Origin of the sequence: Streptomyces sp. NPDC058240 (assembly GCF_042882135.1) — a bacterium.
Taxonomy (GTDB): Bacteria; Actinomycetota; Actinomycetes; order Streptomycetales; family Streptomycetaceae; genus Streptomyces.
On record NZ_JBHVWT010000022.1, the window covers coordinates 17,556 to 34,514 of the forward strand.

Genomic DNA, 16,959 nt, shown 5'->3' on the forward strand with positions numbered 1-16,959 from the left:
GACTGCTCAGTACGCGCTCCGGGGCCCGTCGCGTGTGCGACGGGCCCCGAACCGTCCTGGTGCACGACGGTCTCGACGGCGTTCGTTTCATGGGACCGAGGATTCCCGGGCCGCGAGCCACAACCCGGCGAAAACCCGATGGACGGGGCGCCCCGGGCACTGAGACAGTCCGACCGTGACCGCCACCCCCGCATCCCCCGTACCCACCCCCTCGGCCGACGGCCTCGTCCTGCGAGAGGCACGACCCGAGGACCTCGACCAGATCGGCGCCCTCCTCGCGGAACGCGGCGAACCGGCCGACGCCCTCGACCACCGGCTGGTCGTCAAGGATCCCGACGCCGGCTGGTCCGCCTGCGCCGTGGTCGTCGACGGCGACCGGGTCGTCTCCACCGCAACACTCCTCGACGAGGACGTACGCATCGGCGGCATCCACCTGCCCGCCGGCCAGGTCGAACTGGTCGCCACCGACCGGGAATACGAAGGACGCGGACTCGTCCGGGCGCTGATGCGATGGGCCCACGACCGCTCCGCCGCCCGCGGCCATGTCATTCAGGCGATGATCGGAATCCCGTACTTCTACCGGCTGTTCGGCTACGAGTACGCGATCGACATCCCGCAGGCGCTTGCCGTGCACACCGCACCGCCCGGCGAGGGGGAACCCGCACTCCGTGCTGCCCGCTCCAGTGACATCCCCGCCATGGCGGCCCTGCAGGAAACGGCCCAGAACCGGTTCGACGTGGCCATGCCGCACTCGGAGGCGCGCTGGCGCTGGCTGCTGGCCCACGAGGCGAGCAACCTCTGGGTCGTCGAGCGCGCCGGCGCCGTCGTCGCCACCGGTCGCACCACGCCCCCCGACGACGAGGTACTCCTGGCCGAGGCCGCCGCCCTCGACGAGGCATCGGCACGGGAACTGCTCCGCGGTGTCGCCGCGTCGGCCCCCGACAGCCGGATGCGAGTCGTCCACCGGGCCGGCACCGTGACCGCCGCCTCGTGGCAGGAGTTCCTCGTCCACGAGCCGCCTGCACGGGCGGAGCAGTACTACGTCCGCGTCCCGGACATCGCCGCGCTGCTCGACCGGCTCCGGCCGTTGCTCTGGCACCGCCTCACCACGGCCGGGCCGGACCGCACCGGCCGTGACATCGTCATCTCCACCTTCGGCGCCCACTACCGGATCCCGGTCCGGGCCGACGGCCTCGGCCGGGTCGTCGCCGGCGGTGCGATGCAGGGACCCGGAGCCGTGGGAGGCTTGGCAGTGGCCCCCGACCACCTGCCCTCCCTGCTGTTCGGCCCACACGGGATCGAGGGGCTGACCCGGATCCGGCCCGACGTCTACGCAGGGGACGAGGAACTGTTCCAGGCGCTCTTCCCGCCGGTCACGGCCGATCTGCTCAGCTACTACCTGCCGTACTAGACCTCTACGACTGCCGTCCCAGACCTCGGGAGACAGGCGGTACGACCGGTCCGAGCCTGCGCCGAAATTCGGTGGCCCGGGTACCTCGACGCCCGGACACTGACTGGTTATGTCTACCAAGCCTGCAATCGGCCCGATGTGTACCCGAGATTCGCTCGCCTCCGATCTCCGTGCAATGGGCCTGCGCCCCGGTGAGACCCTCCTCGTCCACTCCTCGCTCAGCTCGCTCGGATGGGTCTGCGGCGGTTCCCGCGTCGTCGTCATGGCGCTGCTCGACGTTCTCGGCGACGGCGGCACTCTGGTGGTGCCGACCCATTCCGGTGGCAATTCGGACCCGGCGGAATGGGGGTATCCGCCCGTGCCCGAAGCGTGGTGGGCGGACATCCGTGCCTCGATCCCGGTCTTCGACGCACGGACCACTCCCACTCTCGGCGTCGGTGTCATACCGGAGACCGTCCGCAACTGGCCGGGCGCCGTCCGTAGTTGCCATCCGCAGACGTCCTTCGCGGCCGTGGGACCGCGTGCCGCCGCGATCGTGGACGGCCACGCACTCGACTGCCGGCTCGGCGAGCACAGCCCGCTCGCCCGGCTGGAGGAGGGCGGGGCGCGGGTTCTCCTCCTGGGGGCGGGCTTCGATTCCTGTACCGCGTTCCACCTGGCCGAGTACCGGGTTCCCTCGCCGCAGACGGACAACTCCTTCGCCGTCATGACTCCGCAGGGCCGCAGCTGGGCGACCGTGCGCGAGACCTCGATCTCCGCGGACCGCTTCGACGACCTGGGTGCGGCCTTCGAGAAGGAACGCCCGGTGGTGCGGGCCACCGTGGGCGGCGCGGAGGCCCGGTTGTTCGACCTGGCGGATGCCGTCGCCTACGCCGAGGGCTGGCTGTCCGAGCACCGGCCGCGGACCGCCACGATCTGATCGCAGTGGCGCCGCTTACGGGCATCCTCAAGGCCTTCCGTTGCTGGTGGAGGATGCCTCGATCGGTCGTGGCGCGGGATCGGGCGCGGAAGCCGGGGCGCTGAGGTGCGGGGGAGCAGCCCGGGGTACACGGTTAGATCATGAACTCGGCTCTGCCGACCGCCACGCGCGTCCGTCACCGACCGGCGGACACCGTGCGACGGTCGGTGACGAGGACAGGGGCGAGTTCTTCGGCGATGGGAATCGGCGGCAATGTGATCGCGGAACTCACGGCGGACCATCTCGACATGGAGGAACCGTTCGCACGGATCGAGGCGCAGCCCGCGGGCCGTAGGCGGCGGGAAACCCGAAGGAGCATCGAATGCCGGCCCTCGGAAGGATCAGGCCCGTAAACGGAGCTCCCTGCTGGGTCAGCCTGATGGCACGCGATCTGCACGCTGCCCAGGCCTTCTACACGGACGTCATGGGCTGGGAGTTCATCGCCAGCACCCTGGGCAGCAACTTCTCCGTCGCGATGGCGCACGGCCGGCCCGTCGCCGGGATCGGAAGCTGCTCTTCTGCTGCCACGAGCCCTCCCGCCGTCTGGACCCCGTACTTCGCGGTGGACGACGCCGACGAGACCGCGGACCGGGTCAGGGAACGCGGCGCCACACTCGCCGTCGGGCCCGTGAAACTGGGGGAGGGCCGCGCGGCGATGGCCGCCGACCGGGACGGGGCCGTCTTCGGTTTCTGGGAAGGCACGGCCCTGGCCTGGTCGGTGGGGCAGGGCAGCGCCCCCGCGCGGCTGGACCTGCAGACCCGCCACGCCTTCGAAGCGGCCATCTTCTACGCGGAGGTCTTCGGCTGGGCCGAACCGCCCGGCGGCTGCACGGTCGACTACGCACAGGATCACGTCCGCGTCACCCTGGAAGGGCGTACGGTGGCCACCTTGCGCGGCGGAGGTATCGAGACCGCCGCGGACCCCAGGATCCGGCCCCGGTGGAACGTCGACTTCCGCGTCGAAGACAGCGCGCGGGCCGCGGCCACTGCCATCGACGCAGGCGGTGAATCGTCATTGGTTCCCGCACGCGACGGCCCTTCGAAGGATTCCTTCATCATCCGTGATCCCGACGGCGCCCTCTTCACCGTGTCCGGCCCATGACGGCAACCCCTCCGGGGCCGATGGAAACAATGCCGACGATCCCCAGTGCCTGCGGTGCCGTAGCTGGGTCGGTAGGGCGGAGATGAGAGGGGCGAGGGCGCGCTTACTGCCGGTGACGCGCGACCAGACGAATTCCGAAGCGGCCCGGTGCTTCCGTGGGCTGTCGCGGGCGGGGTGGTGCCGGGCCTCGGAGTGACCTGCCCCCAGATAGTGGCCCAGTGCGTTTGGGGCGGCGTCCAGGTTGCCAGGCTGATCCGGCGGTGGCGGTAGTCGGTTGTGCAGGTGGTGTCGCTGATCCGGTTCGCCAGGAGTTCGATCTCTCGGTCGTTGAGGAACAGGGCGATGGGCAGGCGTTGGTTGCCGGCTCGGCGCTCGGGCCATGTGTCGGGGATGCCGAGGAAGCGTGCCGCCGCCTGGACGCCTATGTCGGACACCATCTGAATGAGCCGGACGGCGGCTGCTCGACGCTGCATCGGATGCCGGAGGCGTGGGGCGAGGAGGTCGCCGTTGGGATATTGCAGTCAGTGGTCCGGCAGCCACTGGGGGATGTGTTCTGGGCGGTAGCTGTTCCGACCGAGTCGGCTGCTGGGACCTCGCGCCAGATTCTGCGACCGCCGGTCTCGGGCCTGCATGACCGCGCTGCGAAAGGAGAGCGAAGCGTGGAACAGGTGAAGGTCGGTCCGTCCCCATTTCCCGGAGTCCGGGTCGGGCCCGGAGCGGAGCATGGATCTGAGGGCTTCGTCGCGGTCGTGCTGGTCGAGAGCGAGGACCTGGTCGGCGGTGTGGAGGAGAGCGTGCTGGTCAACCCGGCAGCGGCGCAGATCCTCGGCTATCGGACCAGCCGGCTCGGCGGCCAGGAACCCCACTCGCTGATCCCGCACTCACTCCCGATGACCGCGCCTTCGCCACGAGAGGCGCGCCAGCGCATCCCTGGAAGCCACCGTCGCCGACCTCGTACGCATCGCCGGCTGCCGCTGTCGAGGAATGCTTCCGGAGCGTGAAGAACGAATGCGGCCTGGACCGGTACGAAGTCCGCCGCTACGCGGGCTGGTACCGGCACATCACACTCGCCATGCTCGCGCACGCTTTCCTCGCCGACCTGGTCGGCCAGGAACGGAAAAAGGGGGAACCGAGCGGGACACACCCGACCTCGTGGACCTCACACCGGCCGAGATTCGACGCCTGCTGGCAGTTGGACCCCGCCGCCGTGCTCCACACCACGACCACGCGATGACGTGGTCCCACTGACGTCGCCGCCACCAAGCACGCGCCCGCCACTGCCACTACACCACCCGGCAAAGACCACCCCACCCCCGATTCCAACCCGCTACACTCCCACGCCCAAACCGTTGACCAGCACGAATGAAGAAGTTCAGCTGGAGTGGAGTATTGCCCTGCGAGGTGGTATGAGGTCAGGGATGGAAAGCTACCGCGAAACGTGACGAGGAGGTTGTTCCGATGCGCGAGAACACGGAACAGCGCGGAGACGACGAGCGCCATGAGCGGCGTGCCGGGCTGCTGCGACGGTGGCGAGAAACCTTGGACGAGCACACCGACCCAACCCAGCGCTCCCTCCTTGCGACCTGGCTCTCCTTCGGGGCCACCTTCGGGGCCGCACGCCTGATCACTCACGGCATCCGCAGCGGCCGACTGCCCTGGGGCAACGTCTCTACGTCGGGCGGAACCCACATGCACCATTACAACTTCGGTATCGCCACACTGGCCGGCGTCGGACTGGTCGCCGTACGGGGTGATGCACAATACGTCGGACATCCCGGCGTCGGGGCGGCCTACGGCGCCGGAACAGCGCTCATCGCCGACGAATTCGCCCTCCTCCTGGACCTGAAGGACGTCTACTGGGCCAAACAGGGCCGGATCAGCGTCGACATCTCGCTCGGTATCATCTCCGTCCTCGGCCTCTACCTCACCGCCGCCCCCTTCTGGCACGAACTGACCAAAGCCACCCGCCATCACGCCCTGGAGCGCCACTCCACCGCGTAGGACCCCTGCGGGTCGGGGCGAGGGGCGCAATGGTCAGTGTTTGAAGGCGTCCTTGATCTTCGCCCCAGCCTGTTTGATGTTGCCCTTGATCTGGTCGCCGCGTCCTTCCGTACGCAGACGCGGGCTACCTGTGGCGCGCCCGGCAGCCTTCTTGGCGCCACCCTTGACCGCTTCGGCTTTGTGCGCGATCTTCTTGGCGATACTCATGGTCGGCCGTCCTTTGTGAGTGATCTGCGAGTGCATCGGGAGGGTGGCCAGTCAGCGGTCTGCGGGTGTGGGGGCGGCCGGGTTGGTCAGGTGTTGAGCAAGCGGTTGAAGAACGAGCGGTACCGCTGGAGCGCAACGCGCAGATCCTCGGTCGCGACCTCCTCACCGCGCTGCCACTGGCCTTCGAGACCTTGCTTGTGCTCGGAGAAGGTCGTGGCCAGTGCCTGCATCGTCTCGGCGACCAAATGGTCGGCCGCGTTGACGGCGTTCTGGGGGTCGTCGACGAATTCGCCCTGGATCTTCTGCCACCTGGCGCGGAATTCCTCCTGCTCATTCCCGAGCAGGGGTTCATTCTCCTCGTCCGGTTCCGCTTCCCGGCGCTCACCGGCGGATGCCCGGCCGCCGCTTTCCTCCCGGCCCTCCCGATCGGTGGCCTCCCCGGGGTACTCCGGTGGGGTGTCGGTCAAACCCGGCGCCTCGTCTCCGGCGCCCTGCCGGGCACCGGTCAGGTCCTCCGTGGACGGAACGCCCTCGTCCCGCTGGGGTGTGTCTTGGTTGCGCATCTCTTCACTCCCGTCCCTCACGTGTTGCGCCCGGGCGTCGACTGGGCCGACGTCGTCATCCTCAAGTCGCCGGCCGCGGGCTCACGCCTGGCCCTCGTGCGGCCGGTCGCCGTTATGGAGCAGTTCCCCGAACAGCGCGCGGTAGTGCACCATCGCGCCCCGCAGCTCCTCCGTGGTCGCCTGTTGGCGGCTGCTGCGGTCGTTGACCTCATGGGCGGCGCGATAGTGCTCCAGCGTGCGCCCGTGCTCGACCGACAGGTCCTTCAGCTGCTGCTCGTACCCCTTGGTCGGATACCCGCGTTCGCTCATGAGCGTGGTCACGAGCCGGTCCGCCTCGTGGACCGCGTCGCCGGGCCGGTCTACGAACGTCTCCTGCACCCGGGTCCAGTCCTGGGTGTAGCGGTCGCGGACAGGTGCGGGCAGTGGCTTGATGTCCAACGCGTCGTGGCGTTCCTCGCGCTCGCGCAGCTCACGCTCGCCCGCCCGGCGGCCATGCTTGGCTTCCACGGCCCGCTCGTACTCCGGGCCGAACTGCTCCCGCAGCTTCCGGCGGCGCGTGGTGACCATCCACGCTGCCACCGTGCACAGGAGAAGCACCAGCACGACGGCAATGATGATGACAATAGGGGACATTGGGTCCTCCGCTTGTTAGCCGAGTGAGCCCCGTGCAATGCGGCCCCCCGCCACGCCTCAAAGGGGGCGGTTCAAGCGCCCACGCTGGCGGTTGACGCACAGCGGGGTGCGGCTGCACCTACCAGTAATGCCGTCGTCCGCCGACTGCGTGGCCCAGGCTGCCCAGCAGGAACAGGATCGCCCCGATCACGATCAGGATGATCCCGATCGTCCACAGAATGGTGATCTTGGCCAAGAACGCCACAATCAGCAGAACGACTCCGATGATGATCACGGTCTCCTCCGATCACGCATGACCCCGATCCCCACCCCATTGCTAATCGTCCTCCCTGCCTGCCTTACTGCCAAATTGGCCAGCAGGGTCAAAAGGGCACGCCGTACCGCAGGCCGGACGCGTGCTTACCTGTGCAGCCGCAGTACCCCTGCCGTTTCCACCTCGGCTCCTGGGCGCCACCAGGTCGCACGACGACCGCGCCCTTCGCGGGGGAGTGGCACGGACGGAGACCGGAAGACTGCCTGTCCGGCGGTGCCGGCCCTACTGTCCGCGAGGGGACCCCGGCCGGACAGCTTGTGCAGGGTTGAAGGCTGCCGAGCCCGACGACTATGCGTCCCGCCCTGGCGTCTGGTGAAAGGCGACATCGGCCCAGGCGCCCAGAGCGGGGCAGGGCGGCATATCGAGTGTGACGGCGATGATGCAGCCCTGGGCCAACCGTGACAGCTGAGGGCGAGCGGTGCAGTGTCGATGCGCCCTGCTGTCGGCTGAACGAGCTACCTCTCGCGATAGGCGATGAGTCTGATCGCCGAGGACGCGGCGCTCACCCAAGCCTGACGTCATGGATCTGACGCTTCGTGCTTTCTAAACGGACTTATTCTGGATAAACACCGCAATTACCGGAGCGCGTCATGATTCTCATCCTGGGGCTCGTCATCCTGATCGCCGCGGTTGTCGTCGCCGTGGCCGGCATTGTCACCAACGGCGGCGGTGCTCACCAGCTCACCGACGACTTCTCGGTATTCGGATATCACGTGACCGGTTCCACCGGCACACTGTTCCTCTACGGCATCATCGTCGGGGCGCTGGCTATGTTCGGGCTGAGCCTGATCGTGGCCGCTGTGCGCCGCCCGTCCCACCATTCCAGAACCTCGCGCCGGGGCCTCAGGCGGCCCGGCCGCGAGCCGGCTGCGGATCGCGAAGACACGATAGGTCAACGCGACACCCACCGAGCGGAGACTGCGCACCGACCCCACGACGACCGCCCTGTCTCCCCGGGCGGTGGTGGGGCGCGCAGGTGGCATTTCTTCGGGCACCGATCCGCCCATCAATAGCCTTAGCGGCGTCGGCGTGCCGGGGCCTGCGAACCGTCGCACGATAGGAGGCATGGCTGCTGCACCGATAGTCGTGCACCGGCCGTCGCCGTCTGGCGGCCGACGGGTGACCGCGTACGGCCACATCCTTGGCCTCGCCCACGACGACCAGGACCTGATCGAATTCCTCCGCCGCGCCGGCCTCCCGGACGCCGAGACGCTGATCGACGACCCACAGATGGTGGAGTGGCGAGGAGGCCGCGCCCACCAATGGGACGCGGCCTGACCGGCCTCAGAAGCCAGCGAACCGACCGGGTCCCTTCTTGTCGTCCGGTCCTTCCAGTTCCCTGGCCGCTTGGCGTGCGTCGTCCATGAGGTGCCGGGAACTGCTGCTCCCGGAGAGGTTCACGCCTGCATCCTCCAGCGCGGGAGCGAGATCGCGAAGGAGGCGGGCGAGGCGTTGCGGGTCGTCGGCGTAGGTCATTGACGCTCCTCTGGCTGGAGTACTAGGAGGCGCATCTGTCGGATTTGTTGTCCCGTACGGGAGCGGAGAGCGAGAAGGGCAATGCCGAGTGCCAGACCCGGCGCTGCAGAAACCGCCAGCGGAAGAAGCGTCGGGAACCACGCCCGTTGGATCCGAACGTCGCGCCTGGCGTGGTCGGGAACCAGACTGCGCAGTGTCTGCGGGGCGAGCGGATTGAACGAGGCGTCGGACGGGCCGAGCAGATAGTGCAGTCCCCTCCTGGCGGAAAGCGGCGATGGCCTCCAGTTCCTCCCGCAGAACCAACTGGTCCTCACTGCCGACCCGATAGAGCAGGGTGATGTCGCCGGGCCCACCCGGCAGCGTCTCGAAAGAGCCCGCATCGGCGTGATCCCCACGCCACCCGCGAGCAGCAGCACCTTCCGCCGCTTGCGTCTGTGGCCGTCATGGCGCCGAAAGGGCCCGCGGCCAGCACTCGCGTGCCCGGCTTGATTCTTCTATCTGTGCGGGCCGCGTGGTATGACCGTCGCGGCAAGACGGCGGGAAAGATCGTCCTGGTGGTCGAGCACGAGAACGCCGACTGAGCACACGGACGCGGGCAGGAAGCGCGGGCGGACGGGGACGGGGCGCGGGCGGACCGGAACGCGGGCGACTCGCGTCCGCGCCCCCGTCCGCACCATGGCACATCTCGCACCCCAAATCCTCACAACATCTATACATCCCCCCCAAACCTTGACAACACTCTGAAGTCGCACATCTACACTGTGCTGACATCTCGTCAAGAGGCGAGGTACTTGAGCATCACGGGGGCCCCATGGGATTCGGCTTCGGGCAGCGGCGCAGCGGACAACCCCCTGCCGAGCGGACCAGTTTCGTCGGACGTGCCGAGGAGATCGCGCTGATTCAGGAGGCCTTCCGCGAGGCACGGCTCGTGACCCTGGTGGGGCCCGGAGGCGTAGGCAAGAGCCGCACCGCTCTGCGCGCCGCGGAGGGCCTGCGGGAACGGTTTCCGGACGGGGTGTGGCTGGCCGAGCTGTCGGCCCTGTCCGACCCCGAACTGGTACCCGCGACGCTGGTCACCGTGCTGGGGGTCCCGGAGCACGCCGGGATGGAACCACTGGACGCGGTCGTCGCCCACATCAAGGGACAGCAGCTGCTCATCGTGCTCGACACCTGCGAGCACATGGTCGACGCATGCGCCGTGCTCTGCGACATCCTCCTGCGCGAGGCCGCCGAGGTGTGCGTCCTGGCCACCAGTCGGCAGCCACTCGATGTGGCCGACGAGCAGACGATGCCGATCGCCCCGCTCGGAGTGGACGACGCCCTGGAGCTGTTCACCCAGCGAGCCGCCCGCGTCCTGCCGGGCTGGACCGTCACCGAATCCAACCGGACTCAGACGCTGGCGCTCGTGGAACGGCTCGACAGAATCCCGCTCGCGCTCGAACTGGCCGCTGTGCGTCTGCGGGTCGCACCACTGGGGGAGTTGGTGGCCCGGCTGGACCGCCGGTTCGAGGTGTTCACCGGCGGGCAGCGTGCCGCCTGCGCCCGGCATCAGACGCTGCGTACGACCATCGGCTGGTCCTACGAGCTCTGCACCCCGGCGGAGCGCCTGTTGTGGGCACGCCTGTCCGTCTTCGCCGGGCCCTTCGAACTGTCGGCTGCGGAACGGGTGGGTGGGGGCGACGGACTCCCGTCCGACATCGTCCTGGAGGCGCTGTTCGGCCTGGTGGACAAGTCGGTCGTGCAACGGGTCGGCGAGGACGGGGCGTGCTACCGGCTCTTGGACACGATCCGTGAGTACGGCGCCGAACGCCTCGACGAGGAGAGCAGCGCGGCCCGTGTGCGCGGGCGGCACTTCGAGCATCATCGCGACACGGCCCGGCACCTGTGGGACGAGCTGATCACCCCCGCCCAGGCCGAGTTGCACCAAGCGGTGCGCAGCCAGATCGCCGACATCCGGGCCGCGATGAAGTACGCCTTCACGGCCACGGGCAGCGCGGCGGAAGGGCTGAGCCTTGCCGTGCAGCTCGCCCCCCACTGGAGGGCGACCGGCACCCTCTCGGAGGGGCGGTACTGGATCGAGAAAGGGCTCCAACTGGTGCCCGAGGACTGCGCGGAGCGGGCCTGGGGCCTCTTCATGACCGGAGTGATCGCAACCTGGACCGCTGACCTCGCGGAGGCGCCGACCTTCTTCCAGGAGGCGCGGAAGTCGGCGCTGAACTGCGACGAACAGCGCGTGGCGCTGTTCACGGAGCCGTACATCGGGGCGATGAGGGCGCTGTGCGGCGAGATCGACGAGGGACTGGTCGACCTGGAGCAGGGGCGTCGGAGGATCGTCGCCGTGGGCGACTCACTGGGCATCAGCATGGTCCACTACGAAGGTGCGCTGTTGCGGGCCGTACTCGGAGACACCGACGGGGCCCTGGAGCTGTGCGAGATGGGGCTGGCGCATCTGCACGGCACAGGTGATCGTCAGTTCTACGGATCGACGCTCATGGCACAGGGCCTCGTTCTCTGGCTCGCCGGACGCCACGAGGAGGGTGCCGACGCGCTGCGGCAGGCCCTGGAGGCCATGAGCGAGATCGGTGACGTGCTGGTCGCCGCGCTCTGCTGCCTGGGCCTTGCCTGGCATGCCGCACAGCAGGAACGCTACGCCAGGGCGGCTTGGTTGCTGGGGTACGCCGAAAGCGCGCGGCGGCTGAGCGGTGACCCGGTGGCCATGCTGATGTCCGTGCTGGAACAGCAGGAGGCGACCCGGAATGCCGTGCGGGAAGCGTTGGGAATCACGGAGTACGAACGCTGGCACGGTGTGGGGGCGCGGTTGTCGGGGACCGAGATCCTGGAGGCGGTGCGGGCGGACACCGACAGACCCTCGACGGTGCGGCGCCTGCCCCGCAGCCGGCAGGAGCCCGCGGCGGCCGATGTGCTCACCCCGCGGGAACGGGAGGTCGCCACGCTGGTCGCGCGAGGGCTGTCCAACCGCGAGGTCGCCGAACAACTTGTGATCTCCAAGCGGACGGCGGACACACACGTCGAGCGCATTCTCACCAAGCTCGACATCGATTCCCGTACAGAGATCGCGGCGGTGCTGAAGTCTTGAGGCCTGTCCCCGTGAATGACCCTCGAGGCCCACAGCGGCTATCCCATGACTGCTCGGGCCGCGTCGAGAAAGGCGAGTCTGTTGTCCTCCAGGTAGTCGCGCACGCTCTCACCGTTGGGCAAGCCTTCCCACACGGTCCGGTTGAGGTCGAGGAAGTACTTGCGTGCCGCGTCGTGCACGGCCAGCGGAAACTGGATGCGGATCAGCCGTTCCGCCACCCAGAGTCTGTTCATGGAGTCTCGGGTGGTGAGGAACCAAGGGGTCGTGTCGTCCCACTCCTGCGGCCGCCTGAAGGCCGCGCGCTCCGCCTCGGCCCCCGCCTCGACGAACCGCTCCAGCAGCGTGAGCCGCTCCGCACGCCGGGCCTCGGACAGTTCGGTCTGCTGCCGCCGCTGCTCCGCCCGCTCAGCCGATCGCTGCGTCGCGAACTGGACGAGGAAGGACAGCGCGCCACCGAGCGCGACGCCGCCCAACGATATGAGTGACACCCAGACTTGACCAGACATGGTGGCTATCGTTCCACGCTGTCGATCTCTGAACGCTGCCTTTCAAATGATCTCTGAGTTGTCCCACCACGCGCTCTGCGGTGACGCGTCGGCCGGCTCCGCTCAGGCGGCGGGCGACGACGAGTCCGGCATCGAGGACGTCCGGGCCGGCGTCGATCGCGGAGGCGTCGATGACGATCCAGGGTGCGTAGCCGTCGATGACCACGCGGGACGTCGAGTCGACCCTCACTATGGTGCCGTCGGCGGACAGCCACATGATCCGCCGGGCGTTGCCCATCGCCCGAGCCGCTCAAACCACTCTCGACGCGATCGCTCAAAGCCTGGACCGGAGCGACACTATGCTGTGGGCATGGTTGAGTCGTTGCCTTCCGTGGTCGCGGTTCGGTGGCGGCCAAGTGCCGTGTCCGTCGTTCGCGTCGGGCGCCGCACGCTCGTGGAGTCCCTGTATCTCCTCACCGCGCCGTTGAGCGCCGCTGTCGGTCTGCTGCTGGTGGTCGGCGGCCTGTGCGTCGGAATGGTTGGTTCGTTGTTGCCGAGCGGGTCGCCCATCGCGGCCCGGGCTCTGGCCCTGGCGCGGTGGCCCGGCGATCTGGAGTGGTGGCGGATCGGCAAGGTCCGTTCCCGGGCCGGTGGGGCGTGGGGCGCGGGCCAGCGGCCGAGGTCGAAGGAGACGGCCGACGCGGCGGACCCGGGGCTGTGGCTCGACCTGGCACACGCGGTGATGGTGCTCCCCGTCGTGCTGGTCACCTCGGTGGTGACGGCGCTGTGGTGGTTCGTGGGAGTCGCGACCGCGACGTACCCCCTGCGCAGCCAGGTCACGCCCGGGTCGCTGCGGCCCATGACCCTGTACGCGGGCAGCGACCAGTCCCACGTCGCCTTGAGCCTGGGGCTGACGTCGCCGTCCGAGCGGCTCGCCTTCGCGATCACGGTCGGCGTACTGCTGCTGCTCACCCTGCCGCTGGTGACCCGGGTGTGCACCGCCGCCCAGGCCGGTCTTGGGCAGGCGCTGCTGTCCAACATGTCCGCGTTGCACCGCAGGATCAGCGGACTGGAACAGGAGCGCGACACCGCCCGCGCTCAGGCCGTCGCAGCGGTGACGGCCGAGGCGGTCGCCCTGCGCCGACTCGAACGCGACATCCACGACGGGCCCCAACAGCAGTTGGTCCGTCTGGCGATGGAACTGGGCCGCGCCCAGCACAACTTCGACAGCAAGCCGGAACTCGTCCGGGCCGCACTCGCCGACGCGGTCATCCAGACTCAGGAGGCGCTGGACGAGCTACGGGCCCTGTCACGAGGCATCGCCCCGCCGGTCCTCGCCGACCGAGGACTGCGGGAGGCGCTCTCTGCGCTGGCCGCACGCTGCATCGTACCCGCCGAGCTCGACGCCGGTCCCCTGAGCTGTCGGCTCGACGCCGCCGTCGAGACGGCCGCCTATTTCGTGGTCGCCGAGGCGCTGACGAACGTGGCCAAGCACAGCCACGCCGGCCGATGCACAGTCGGTATGCGCCACACTGAGGAAGTCTTGCGGATCTGGGTGACGGACGATGGAGTGGGCGGCGCGGCTTTGGCAAAAGGACACGGACTACAGGGGCTGGCCGACCGGGTGCACGCGGTCGGCGGCCGGCTGCGGGTCGATAGCCCCGAGGACGGCCCGACGACGGTCACCGCGGAGTTGCCATGTCGCTGAGCCCGGACGAACCAGCACCTGAAGCACTGCCGGACGTCGCGGCCCGGGATCCCCTGCGGATCGTCGTCGCCGACGATGCGGTGCTGCTGCGCGAGGGGCTGGTACGCCTGCTCGCCGAGGACGGCCACGACGTGGTGGCGGCGGTCGGTGACGGCCCCTCCCTGGTCGAGGCTGTGCTCGCACATCGCCCGGATGTGTCGGTCGTCGATGTGCGGATGCCGCCGACGCACACGGACGAGGGCCTGCGGGCGGCGGTCACCGCCCGCGGACAGCTGCCCGGCGCCCCCATGCTGGTGCTCAGCCAGTACGTGGAGGTGTCCTACGCCGCCGACCTGCTCGCGGACGGTTCCGGCGCCGTCGGCTATCTGCTGAAGGACCGGGTCGCAAAGGTCGAGGAGTTCCTGGACGCCCTGGACCGCGTCGCCCGTGGCGCGACGGTGCTCGACCCTCAAGTCGTCGCCCAGTTGTTGGCCGGACAGCGCCGGGACGACCCGCTGGGCGCGCTGACCGCGCGCGAACGGCAACTGCTGGCACTGATCGCCGAGGGCCATTCCAATACGGCCATTGCCCGGCGGCTGGTGCTCTCCAACAGCGCGGTGGAAAAGCACATCGGCAACATCTTCGCCAAGCTCGGCCTACCGCCCGACGACGCCCAGCACCGCCGGGTGCTCGCCGTCCTCGCCTACCTCGACGCCTGGCGGCGGCCCATCACCACCCGCCCTTGAAGAAGGCCAGGAGCGCCGGCGCCGGGTCGGCTGCAGTGGTCGTGTTCGCCACGGCGAGAACGATGACGGCCAGCGACAACAAGGCCGACAGGAGACCGAACGACCTGAAGACGCGCTTCGTTCGCCTGTCGGACGCTCTTGTTCTCGCAAACCTCTTCCACGACGTCACGCTCATGCCGACAAGGACGACCGCCACAGCCGTGGCGGCCACGGCTATCACCGCGTGGTATCGGGAGAAGTCGCTGACCATCACCTCGAGAGCAGGCGGAGTTCGGTCACCGGTATTCGGGTAGTCAGCCAGACGCTGCCTGACTTGATCGAGCGTATCGGCGAGTTCTCCGTGGGACGCGTGGATCGGCAGCATGGGCAGCAGTGAGGAAAGAGGCGCTGTCGCGCCCTGGATGTTGGCCATTACCGCCGCCAGCGAGCACAGTGCGAGCACCGTGACGACAGCCCCGGCCGACGCGAGAGCGGCCCGGCTTCCCGCTTTGAGCCCGCCGGCCCGCAGAAATGCCTTCCAGAGAAGAACGCCGAGCGCGATGAACACGACCAGCAGGATCGCAGCGATCACGGCCTTGACCACGTGGTAGTGGAGCCAGTAGTCGACAACGTTCTCCAAGTCCGGAGAGAAGTTCCGGTCGCCGGAACTCCAGTAGTCGACGAACGACTCGGAGAAGCTGTCGATGAGGTTGCGCTGATCGTCGAAGCCGCCGTCCGACATGCTCGTCGCCAACGGGCGGGGGGCGATGATGAAGGCAGGGACCAGGACCACGGCGAGAGCGACGAGCACAGCGATTGCGCGACCGGAGATACCTGCGGAGCGAGATTGTCCATGCGTGCTGGTGGGTTGTGACGTTGTTGTCATGCCGATGACCATTTCGCACCGGCGCTCGCCCGGTCACTGCGGTCCGCCGCCCACCTGGGGTGTGGCCTGCCACACCTCACGCCATGATCGGCCGGTCAGGACCTGGTTGTGCCGAGCGGTGGCTGTGGTGCGGCCGCAGTCGTGGGTGACGGACAGCGGTTGGCGGTGAGAAGGAAGGAAGGGATCACGGTCGTCTGCCGATGCCTGGTGTCAGCCGGCGTTCGGAGCAGGTGACGCCGACCCGGCCGTACGTATGCCCGTCCCGCCTCCGGTACGTATGCCGACGCCAAGAGGGTGACAGGGCTGGACGGCACAGATACGTGTACCGACCTGCGGTTCGACGCCCGCCGGGGGACCGTGCCGTGCGGCAGGCTGGGCGTGCCGCTGGGGACGTGGAGTATCTGCGCAGCATGGGTGGATGCGGCTGTCGCAGGCCCGAGTGCTCCCACCCCCAGCGGCGTCGGAAACATGTGCCCGCGCTGTCGGCGGTGCAGGCGCATGATTCCGGCTGATCGCATCTCCGACAAACCGGCCCGGGGCCGCTGCGGTCGCCACGGCCGTCACCGGCTTCGTGTGCCCGGTCAGACACCTACCCACCGGCGTCGTGGCGTTGCCGGCCGAGGAGACCCCAGCTGTCGATGTGCTGACGCCTGTCGCTCGCCGGCCGACAGGTTTGCGTGGCGGGGTGGCATGCGGAGAGGGCACAGCATGCACCCTGTCCTGGTGATGTTCAGAGGTAGACAGCGTTCTTTCCGTGCGCTGGGACCCGGCACGCCGTCCTCTCCCCGACTCCTCGCCTACCGGCGGCGGATCTCGACTATGAAGCAGCCGAACTCCACCGCGCGGACGTGTACCAGGGCCACTTCCGGATCGGCGAAGACCTCGCGCAGTGCGTGGTCCACCTCGGTGGCCCGCTCCTTGGGGATCTCGATGAGTCTCCCGCCGAGGATGTGCCCCTGGGCACCGTAGGCGCGCAGCACCCGGCGAGCACCGTGCAGTTCGACCGGATAGCCGGGGCCGGCGGTCGGCCCGTCGCACTCCTCGGCGTGGACGAATACCGGGCCGCACTCGTCGTACGGGCTCGGCTCGGCGCCGGTCTCCGCCGCCCAGCGGCGCAACGGCGCGTACGAGACGAGGACGATCCGCTCCCCTGCCTCGCTGTGCCGCAGACAGCAGCGCAGCGGGGCACCGCCCTCCGGATCGGTGACGGGTACCCGGGCGCAACCGGCGTCGTCCTGTTCCCGCAGTTGTTTCAGTACGGCGGGGTCGATGGCCCGCGCCTCATGAGTCGTGGTCATGGCTCCAGCATCCGCAGGAGCCCGTCCCGACGCTGGCGGAAATCAGACGTCGCTCTGGGAGGCGCCGGACCCCGTGAACCGATGTGGGCCGCACGGCGCGGACAGGTCCCGTACGGC

At 68.9% G+C, this 16,959-nt stretch carries 18 protein-coding genes and 1 pseudogene; 11 read left to right on the forward strand and 8 right to left on the reverse strand.

The features are described 5' to 3' along the window. Positions 1 to 175: 175 nt before the first annotated feature. The 6 genes and pseudogenes from ACFVX4_RS27660 (at position 176) to ACFVX4_RS27685 (ending at position 5,472) form a co-directional block, all read left to right on the forward strand. Positions 176 to 1,411 carry a GNAT family N-acetyltransferase gene (locus ACFVX4_RS27660; protein ID WP_389981863.1) on the forward strand — a complete coding sequence of 412 codons (1,236 nt, stop codon included), beginning with the start codon at positions 176 to 178 and terminating at the stop codon, positions 1,409 to 1,411. A gap of 109 nt (positions 1,412 to 1,520) precedes the next feature. Then, positions 1,521 to 2,330, forward strand: coding sequence for an aminoglycoside N(3)-acetyltransferase (locus ACFVX4_RS27665; protein ID WP_389981865.1), 810 nt, complete (start codon positions 1,521 to 1,523; stop codon positions 2,328 to 2,330). Between the two features lie 361 nt (positions 2,331 to 2,691). Beyond that, on the forward strand, positions 2,692 to 3,471 hold the full coding sequence (locus tag ACFVX4_RS27670; protein ID WP_389981867.1) for a VOC family protein: 780 nt from the start codon (positions 2,692 to 2,694) through the stop codon (positions 3,469 to 3,471). A 260-nt stretch (positions 3,472 to 3,731) separates the two neighbouring features. Next, entirely contained in the window at positions 3,732 to 4,472 is a 741-nt protein-coding gene (locus tag ACFVX4_RS27675; RefSeq protein WP_389981869.1) for a hypothetical protein, read from the forward strand. Next, positions 4,445 to 4,705: pseudogene (locus ACFVX4_RS27680) on the forward strand (IS701 family transposase); the annotation flags it as partial. The gene ACFVX4_RS27675 and the pseudogene ACFVX4_RS27680, both read left to right, overlap by 28 nt. A 224-nt stretch (positions 4,706 to 4,929) precedes the next feature. After that, entirely contained in the window at positions 4,930 to 5,472 is a 543-nt protein-coding gene (locus tag ACFVX4_RS27685) for a hypothetical protein (protein WP_389981871.1), read from the forward strand. Between the two features lie 33 nt (positions 5,473 to 5,505). Here the strand turns inward: ACFVX4_RS27685 and ACFVX4_RS27690 are convergent, their stop codons facing one another. The 4 genes from ACFVX4_RS27690 to ACFVX4_RS27705 all read right to left on the reverse strand — a co-directional run bounded on the left by ACFVX4_RS27690 (position 5,506) and on the right by ACFVX4_RS27705 (position 7,149). Then, positions 5,506 to 5,679, reverse strand: coding sequence for a CsbD family protein (locus ACFVX4_RS27690; RefSeq protein ID WP_389981873.1), 174 nt, complete (start codon positions 5,677 to 5,679; stop codon positions 5,506 to 5,508). A gap of 86 nt (positions 5,680 to 5,765) precedes the next feature. Further along, complete coding sequence (locus ACFVX4_RS27695; RefSeq protein ID WP_389981875.1) at positions 5,766 to 6,242, reverse strand: hypothetical protein; 477 nt, start codon at positions 6,240 to 6,242, stop codon at positions 5,766 to 5,768. Between the two features lie 81 nt (positions 6,243 to 6,323). Beyond that, positions 6,324 to 6,875, reverse strand: coding sequence for a hypothetical protein (locus tag ACFVX4_RS27700; protein WP_389981877.1), 552 nt, complete (start codon positions 6,873 to 6,875; stop codon positions 6,324 to 6,326). A 118-nt stretch (positions 6,876 to 6,993) separates the two neighbouring features. Continuing rightward, positions 6,994 to 7,149 carry a DUF6131 family protein gene (locus tag ACFVX4_RS27705; RefSeq protein WP_389981879.1) on the reverse strand — a complete coding sequence of 52 codons (156 nt, stop codon included), beginning with the start codon at positions 7,147 to 7,149 and terminating at the stop codon, positions 6,994 to 6,996. Positions 7,150 to 7,778: 629 nt separating this feature from the next. Here ACFVX4_RS27705 and ACFVX4_RS27710 point away from each other — a divergent pair. Further along, positions 7,779 to 8,201, forward strand: a complete 423-nt coding sequence (locus tag ACFVX4_RS27710; RefSeq protein ID WP_389981881.1) for a hypothetical protein — start codon at positions 7,779 to 7,781, stop codon at positions 8,199 to 8,201. 52 nt (positions 8,202 to 8,253) lie between these two features. Next, a complete protein-coding gene (locus ACFVX4_RS27715; RefSeq protein WP_389981883.1) occupies positions 8,254 to 8,466 on the forward strand; it encodes a hypothetical protein in 213 nt (70 codons plus the stop codon). 6 nt (positions 8,467 to 8,472) lie between these two features. On the opposite strand, the gene ACFVX4_RS27720 is transcribed toward ACFVX4_RS27715, so the two are convergent. Next, entirely contained in the window at positions 8,473 to 8,664 is a 192-nt protein-coding gene (locus ACFVX4_RS27720) for a hypothetical protein (protein WP_389981885.1), read from the reverse strand. Between the two features lie 811 nt (positions 8,665 to 9,475). Here ACFVX4_RS27720 and ACFVX4_RS27725 point away from each other — a divergent pair. Further along, entirely contained in the window at positions 9,476 to 11,761 is a 2,286-nt protein-coding gene (locus tag ACFVX4_RS27725; RefSeq protein ID WP_389981887.1) for an ATP-binding protein, read from the forward strand. Positions 11,762 to 11,799: 38 nt separating this feature from the next. Here ACFVX4_RS27725 and ACFVX4_RS27730 read toward each other — a convergent pair whose 3' ends face one another. Then, complete coding sequence (locus tag ACFVX4_RS27730) at positions 11,800 to 12,267, reverse strand: hypothetical protein (protein WP_389981889.1); 468 nt, start codon at positions 12,265 to 12,267, stop codon at positions 11,800 to 11,802. A 400-nt stretch (positions 12,268 to 12,667) separates the two neighbouring features. Between ACFVX4_RS27730 and ACFVX4_RS27735 the strand changes: the two genes are divergently transcribed. After that, positions 12,668 to 13,954, forward strand: coding sequence for a sensor domain-containing protein (locus tag ACFVX4_RS27735; RefSeq protein WP_389981891.1), 1,287 nt, complete (start codon positions 12,668 to 12,670; stop codon positions 13,952 to 13,954). Between the two features lie 53 nt (positions 13,955 to 14,007). Further along, entirely contained in the window at positions 14,008 to 14,679 is a 672-nt protein-coding gene (locus ACFVX4_RS27740) for a LuxR C-terminal-related transcriptional regulator (protein ID WP_389982006.1), read from the forward strand. Here ACFVX4_RS27740 and ACFVX4_RS27745 read toward each other — a convergent pair. Together ACFVX4_RS27745 and ACFVX4_RS27750 are read right to left on the reverse strand one after the other, a co-directional pair. After that, complete coding sequence (locus ACFVX4_RS27745) at positions 14,663 to 15,400, reverse strand: hypothetical protein (RefSeq protein WP_389981892.1); 738 nt, start codon at positions 15,398 to 15,400, stop codon at positions 14,663 to 14,665. The two genes, ACFVX4_RS27740 and ACFVX4_RS27745, sit on opposite strands and share 17 nt — an antisense overlap. A 941-nt stretch (positions 15,401 to 16,341) precedes the next feature. Continuing rightward, on the reverse strand, positions 16,342 to 16,842 hold the full coding sequence (locus ACFVX4_RS27750) for a DUF1203 domain-containing protein (protein ID WP_389981893.1): 501 nt from the start codon (positions 16,840 to 16,842) through the stop codon (positions 16,342 to 16,344). Positions 16,843 to 16,959: the final 117 nt, after the last annotated feature.